This window comes from Streptomyces sp. 1114.5 (genome assembly GCF_003635085.1).
Lineage (GTDB): Bacteria > Actinomycetota > Actinomycetes > Streptomycetales > Streptomycetaceae > Kitasatospora.
The window spans coordinates 1,646,524-1,652,534 of record NZ_RBXE01000001.1 but is presented as its reverse complement, the minus strand read 5'-3'; the positions used below and the strand labels follow the sequence as shown (position 1 = coordinate 1,652,534).

Below are 6,011 nucleotides of genomic sequence, written 5' to 3'. Positions count from 1 at the left end.
CGGATGCTGCGGGCGGGTGGGTTTCACGCCTCAGGCGTCGAGGGAGTCCCACTCAGGAAGTCGGTCAGAAGCCGGCGAAGGCGCGGCCCCGCGCCGAAGACGGAGATGTGGTCCCCGTGCGGCTCCACGTGCAGGCGGGAGTCCGGCAGCCCGGCGGCCACCCGGTGCGACCCGTCCGGGTGCGCGGTGTGGTCGTCCTCGCTGGTGACCACCAGCACCGGCGGGCGGATCCCGGCCAGCGCCGGCGTGCAGTCCTCGGTCATCGTCGGGAGGGTCAGCACGCTGTAGCGGTAGAAGAGTTCGTCGGTCGAGTACGGGTACACGACCAGGTCGGCCACGTCCGCCGGGACACCGGCCCGGGCGGTCTCGGCCAGCGCGCCGTTGATCATCGCGGCGTCCTCGCGGCCCTGGGCGGCCATCCCGAGCAGCGCCCGAAGGTTCTCCTGGTGATCCGTCACCGGGCCCGGGGTGCCGGAGAAGTCGCCGTGCCAGAGGCTGAGGGAGTCGAAGCGCCGGGGCTGCGCCTCGGCCGCGCGGACGGCGACCACGGCACCACCGCACAGGCCCATCACATGGGCCCGCTCGATCCCGTAGTGGTCCATCACGGCCAGCAGGTCGGCGGCCTGCGCGGCGACGTCGTGCCCGAGGGCGTCGAAGCCGGCCTGATCGGCCGGGGTGCCGAACATGCCCCTGGTCTCCCAGGTGACCACCCGGTGGTCCGGTGCCAGCGCGCGGATCCAGGCCTCGGTCAGGCCCACCGGCATCCCGCACGCCGAGGCGATCACCACGGCGGGGTGGTCCGGGTCCCCGGCGGCGTAGCCGCGCAGCGTCGTCCCGGGAACGGCGATCTCGTCCATCACTGCGAACATCGTCAGTAGTCCTCATGTGCCCCGGTGCCACGCGGACCCGGAGAGGTCGCGCGCAGCACCGGTGCGGGCCGGGTCAGCGGGTGGTGAACTTGTGACCGGTGGTGGTCTCGGTCGCCATGACGTTGTGGTCGTAGGCGTTCTCGCCGGAGACCAGGACGGAGCCGAAGCGCTCCAGGCTCACCTGGCCGCCGTACTCGATGACGTGGGTGGTGTCCGGGTAGACCTTCACCGAGGTCGGCACGTAGCGGTTGGCGAAGCCGAGGCGCATCTCGTCGGTCTTGCCGTTGTGCGGCAGCGACGCGTGCATCAGCGTCGACCAGAACATGATCGCCTCACCGGGGCGCATGACCATCGGCACGGCCCGGGACTCGTCCGGGACGAAGTCCTCGTCGATCTGCAGCTCGCGGTAGTCGTAGCCGAAGAAACCGCGCTTGATGCCGCCCTTGTCCTCCACGTTGATGCGGTGGGGGTCGTAGTGCATCTTCTTGGTCTCGTCGTACATCATCGCCTCGTGCGTGCCCGGCATGAACTGCAGGCAGCCGGTGTCCTCGTTGGCCTCGGTGAAGGCGGTCCAGACCGTCAGCGTGCCGCCGAAGTGCACCGACTCCTCGCCGGTCCAGACGATCTGCGGGGTGCCCGAGGCGTTGGCGAAGGTGTCGGCCTGGTGCCAGTCGGTGCCCTCGTCCCCCGGGTACTTCGGGAAGAACTCGGTGCGCCAGCAGAGCACGTCCGGGCCGAGCACGCTGGCGACCTTGTCGACGATCTTCGCGTGGGAGACGTGGTCGGCCAGGAAGTCGTTGTCCAGGTGCCGGTCGTAGTTGGAGATGTTGGTGTTGCCGGACTGCGCGGCCTCCTCCTGGTAGACCGCGTTGGTGCGGTCCATCAGGGCGAGACGCTGGGTGCGCCAGATCTCGCGCATCTCCTCGATCTCGTAGACCTTGAACGGGCCGAAGAAACCGTCGCGCTGGAACTGCGCCAGCTGCTCCGGCGTGAGCGCGAACTCGCGCGCCGTGGCCTGCTGCTCCGTCATCGGGACTCCCTTAGCTCTCTGCGGCCGTGACGGCCGGTACGGCGGCGGCAGCGGCGCACGCCGCCAGGTTGCGCGGCGTCGCGACGCCGCCCAGGGCGGTGGCGGACACCCTGACGCCGAGGTCCTGGTTGATCCGGGCGAGCACCCGGACGAAGGACAGCGAGGTGCCGCCGTGGTCGAACAGGTCGTCGTCGGGGCTCAGCTCGGGCCGGCCGAGCACGTCGCGGACGATCGCCAGAACCGTCTCTTCCTGCGTGGCTTCCATGGCTGCGAACGTAAACAGCCCAGGCGAGGGCGTCTGTTCACTGTTGAGCAGACGGCCTGAGGCACCGTCGGCGACCGTGGACCAGCCACGGCGAACCCGTCGCCGAGATGGCGACCTCCCCGGGGGAGCACAATGGCTGGAAACGTGTACCGCGAGACGACAGAGGCGCTGCTGCTGCCCCGGATCATCCGGTTGGGCGGCAATCTGTACGGCGCGGCCTTCACCCTGATGAAACTGGTGCCGGCCCGGCACATCCTGCTCAAGGCCGAGGAGTCCGGCCTGCTGGGGCCCGAGACGTCGATCGTGGAGACCACGTCCGGGACCTTCGGCCTCGCGCTCGCGATGCAGGCCTCGCTGATGCGGCGCCGGCTCACCCTGGTCAGCGACCCGGCGATCGACGCCAACCTGCACCGCCGGCTGACCGATCTGGGTGCCCGGATCGAGATCTGCGCCGAGCCCGCCGAGGTCGGCGGCTACCAGGAGGCCAGGCTCCGGCGGCTCGCCGAGGTCCGCGCGGAGCAGCCCGACAGCTTCTGCCCCGAGCAGTACAGCAACCCCGACAACCCCGCCTCGTACGCCCTGGTCGCCGAACACCTGGAACGCGCGCTGGGCGAGGTCGACTGCCTGGTCGGCCCGGTCGGGTCCGGCGGCTCGATGTGCGGCACCGTCCGGGGGCTGCGCTCCGGCCGGCCCGGGGTGCGCGCGATCGGCGTCGACACCCCCAACAGCGTGCTGTTCGGCCACCCCGACGACAGCCGGGTGCTGCGCGGGCTGGGCAACAGCCTGATGCCGGCCAACCTGGACCACCGGGACTTCGACGAGGTGCACTGGTGCACCGCCGGCGAGGCGTTCGCCGCCACCCGTCGACTGCACGGCCGGCACGCCCTGTTCCAGGGCCCGACCAGCGGCGCCGCCTACCTGGTCGCCCGCTGGTGGGCGGACCAGAACCCGGACGCCAAGGTCGTGGTCATGCTGCCGGACGAGGGCTACCGCTACCAGGAGACCGTCTACGACGACGCCTGGCTGGCCTCGCAGGGCCACACCGCGCCGCCCCCGTCGGCCCCGGTCGAGGTGGACGACCCGACCCGGCCGACCCACCGGTGGAGCCGGTACGCCTGGAACCGCCGCTCCCTCGCCGAGGTCGTCGGCGGGGCCCGCACCCTGGCGGCGGTCCGATGAGCCGCCTCACCGCCACCGTCGGCGCCCGCATCCAGTCCATCGTCTACGGCTCCCCGAGCCCGGCCGAGATCACCGACGAGCTCCGGCTCACCAGCGACATCGACCTCGCCCACCTGGTGATGCTGGTGGAGTGCGGGCTGGTCACGGCCGCCGACGGCGCCGCGCTGGCCCGGCGGATCGAGCTGCTGCGGGCCGACGGCTTCCGGCCGCTGCACGACGTGCCCACCCCCCGCGGCCTCTACCTGGCCTACGAGCAGCAGTTGATCGCCGACCTCGGCGCCGGGATCGGCGGACGCCTGCACACCGCGCGCTCCCGCAACGACCTCAAGGCCACCGCCACCGCGCTGCGGCTGCGGACCCGACTGACCGACCTGGTCTGCGAACTGACCCGGTTGCAGGCCGTCCTGCTCAGCCGCGGCCGGGCCCACCGGCACACGGTGATGCCGATCCACACGCACTACCAGGCGGCGCTGCCGATCACCTACGGCTACTACCTGGTCGGCGTGGCCATCGCCCTGGGCCGGGACATCGCCGCGCTGCGCCGGGCCGTCGACGCGCTGGACCGCTGCCCGATGGGCGCGGGCGCCGTCGCCGGCACCGACCTGCCGATCGACCCGGCCGTCACCGCCGACCTGCTCGGCTTCGACGGCCCCGCCCGGCACGCGGTGGACGCGGTCGCCAGCCGGGACGGCGCACTCGCGGCGCTGGCCGCCGCAGCCGGAGCGGGCCTGACCATCAGCCGGCTCGGCACGGACCTCCAGCTGTGGAGCAGCGCCGAGTTCGGCTTCGTCGCCTTCCCCGACCGGCTGGTCGGCGGCAGCTCGGCGATGCCGCAGAAGCGCAACGCGTTCCTGCTGGAGCACGTCAAGGCCAAGGCCGGCACCGCGATCGGCGCCTGGACCACCGCCGCGACGATGATGCGGTCCACCCCGTTCACCAACTCGATCGAGGTCGGCTCCGAGGCGGTGGCCGCGGTCTGGCCCGGCCTCGACGCGGTGCTGGACGCGACGGTGCTGGCCCGTGCGCTCGCGGGCGGCGCCCGCCCGGTGCCGGAGCGGATGCTCGCCCGGGCCGAGGACGGCTTCGTCGGGGCGACCGCGCTGGCCAACCGGCTGGTCCGTCAGGACGTGCCGTTCCGGACCGCGCACCAGCTGGTCGGCGGAGCCGTCCGGCACGCCGTCGACCGCGGCGCGACCCGGCTGACCGCCGAGGACCTGCCCGCGGAGCTGGCCGGCGCGGAGACCTCGCTGCCGGCGCTGGTCGCCGAGCAGCGGGCCGGCGGCGGCCCCGGGGACTTCGACGGCGTCTTCGCCGCCGGGTACCGGGACCTGACCGACCACGACGCCTGGTGCCACACCGTCAGAAACCGGTGGGCCGCAGCGCAGCAGCGGCTCGCCGACGCCGTCGCACGGATCGTCCGACACGGAGAGCGGGGAGACCGCGCATGACCTGGTTCGTCCTGGTGGAGAGCAACACGACCGGCTCCGGGCGGCAGTTCTGCGCGGCCGCCCGGGAACTCGGCCTGCGGCCGGTGGTGCTGACCCGCCACCCCGAGCGCTACCCGTACCTGGCGACGGACGCGGTGGACCACCTGCCGGTGGACACCGCCGACCAGGAGGCGGTGTCCGAGGCCTGCCGGGCGCTGGCCGGGGACGGCGGCCTCGCCGGCGTCACCTCCAGCTCCGAGTACTTCATCGCCACCGCGGCCGCCGCGGCCGCCCGGCTCGGCCTGCCGGCCGCCGATCCGCAGGCGCTGACCCGCTGCCGGCACAAGGACCTGCAGCGCGCCGCGCTCGCCGCCGCCGGGGTCCCGGTGCCCGCCCACCGGGCGGTCGGCGGGCTCGCCGAGGCGCTGGCCGCCGCCGACGAGCTCGGCTACCCGGTGGTGGTCAAGCCCACCACCGGCTCGGGCTCGGTCGGCGTCCGGCTCTGCGCCGGCCCCGAGGACCTGGCCGCGCACGCGGCGCCGCTGCTCGACTCGCCGGTCAACGAACGCGGCCAGGCGACGCCCGGGCTGGTGCTGGTGGAGGAGTACGTCACCGGCCGCGAGTTCTCCGTCGAGACCTTCGACCACGAGGTGGTGGGCGTGGTGGGCAAGCACCTCGGCCCGCCGCCGCACTTCGTCGAGACCGGGCACGACTTCCCCGCGCCGGCCGCACCGGCCGAGCTGGAGCGGCTGGCCGACACCACCACCCGGGCGGTGCGGGCGCTCGGCCTCGGCTGGGGGGCCGCCCACACCGAGCTGCGGCTGGGCCCGCGCGGGCCGGTGGTGATCGAGGTGAACCCACGGCTGGCCGGCGGGATGATCCCGTCCCTGGTCCGGCTGGCGACCGGCGTCGACCTGGTCGCCGCCGTGGTCGCCCGGGCCGCCGGGACCGGGCCGTCCCTCACGCCCGACCGGGCCGGCCACGCCTCGATCCGGTTCGCACTGGCCCACCGGGCGGGCACGGTCAGGGCCGTCGACGGCGCCGAGCGGGCCGCGGCGCTGCCCGGCGTGGAGCTCGCCGAGACCACCGTGGCGCCGGGAACGGAGTTCGAGCCCACCCACTCCTTCCGCGACCGGTTCGGCTACGCCGTCGCGACCGGACCCGACGCCGCCACCGCCGCCGACCGCGCCACGCGGGCCGCGGCCCTCCTGTCCATCGAGACCTCGTGAACAACCCGGGAG

At 73.7% G+C, this 6,011-nt stretch carries 6 protein-coding genes; 3 read left to right on the top strand and 3 right to left on the bottom strand.

Annotation, left to right across the window (positions count from 1 at the left end; genetic code table 11):
- Positions 1 to 23 precede the first annotated feature (23 nt).
- From BX285_RS07175 to BX285_RS07165, 3 genes are all read right to left on the bottom strand, one after another.
- Positions 24 to 869 (bottom strand): alpha/beta fold hydrolase, encoded by an 846-nt coding sequence (locus tag BX285_RS07175; protein ID WP_097237230.1) that lies wholly within the window; start codon positions 867 to 869, stop codon positions 24 to 26.
- Positions 870 to 942: 73 nt separating this feature from the next.
- Entirely contained in the window at positions 943 to 1,899 is a 957-nt protein-coding gene (locus BX285_RS07170; RefSeq protein ID WP_097237228.1) for a chlorinating enzyme, read from the bottom strand.
- A 10-nt stretch (positions 1,900 to 1,909) separates the two neighbouring features.
- Positions 1,910 to 2,164 (bottom strand): acyl carrier protein, encoded by a 255-nt coding sequence (locus tag BX285_RS07165; RefSeq protein ID WP_097237226.1) that lies wholly within the window; start codon positions 2,162 to 2,164, stop codon positions 1,910 to 1,912.
- A 132-nt stretch (positions 2,165 to 2,296) separates the two neighbouring features.
- Between BX285_RS07165 and BX285_RS07160 the strand changes: the two genes are divergently transcribed.
- From BX285_RS07160 to BX285_RS07150, 3 genes are read left to right on the top strand one after another with little or no spacing between them, the layout of a single operon-like run.
- Positions 2,297 to 3,343: a pyridoxal-phosphate dependent enzyme gene (locus BX285_RS07160; RefSeq protein ID WP_121174725.1), complete on the top strand. Its 1,047-nt coding sequence runs from the start codon at positions 2,297 to 2,299 to the stop codon at positions 3,341 to 3,343.
- Positions 3,340 to 4,791 carry an argininosuccinate lyase gene (locus BX285_RS07155; protein ID WP_121174724.1) on the top strand — a complete coding sequence of 484 codons (1,452 nt, stop codon included), beginning with the start codon at positions 3,340 to 3,342 and terminating at the stop codon, positions 4,789 to 4,791. Before BX285_RS07160 ends, BX285_RS07155 begins: the two co-directional genes overlap by 4 nt.
- Positions 4,788 to 5,999 (top strand): ATP-grasp domain-containing protein, encoded by a 1,212-nt coding sequence (locus tag BX285_RS07150; RefSeq protein WP_121174723.1) that lies wholly within the window; start codon positions 4,788 to 4,790, stop codon positions 5,997 to 5,999. Before BX285_RS07155 ends, BX285_RS07150 begins: the two co-directional genes overlap by 4 nt.
- Positions 6,000 to 6,011: the final 12 nt, after the last annotated feature.

Excerpts from the sequence above, each read along its gene's own strand:
- BX285_RS07175 (WP_097237230.1), bottom strand. The coding sequence starts at position 869 with ATGTTCGCAGTGATGGACGAGATCGCCGTTCCCGGGACGACGCTGCGC.
- BX285_RS07170 (WP_097237228.1), bottom strand. The coding sequence starts at position 1,899 with ATGACGGAGCAGCAGGCCACGGCGCGCGAGTTCGCGCTCACGCCGGAG.
- BX285_RS07165 (WP_097237226.1), bottom strand. The coding sequence starts at position 2,164 with ATGGAAGCCACGCAGGAAGAGACGGTTCTGGCGATCGTCCGCGACGTG.
- BX285_RS07160 (WP_121174725.1), top strand. The coding sequence starts at position 2,297 with ATGGCTGGAAACGTGTACCGCGAGACGACAGAGGCGCTGCTGCTGCCC.
- BX285_RS07155 (WP_121174724.1), top strand. The coding sequence starts at position 3,340 with ATGAGCCGCCTCACCGCCACCGTCGGCGCCCGCATCCAGTCCATCGTC.
- BX285_RS07150 (WP_121174723.1), top strand. The coding sequence starts at position 4,788 with ATGACCTGGTTCGTCCTGGTGGAGAGCAACACGACCGGCTCCGGGCGG.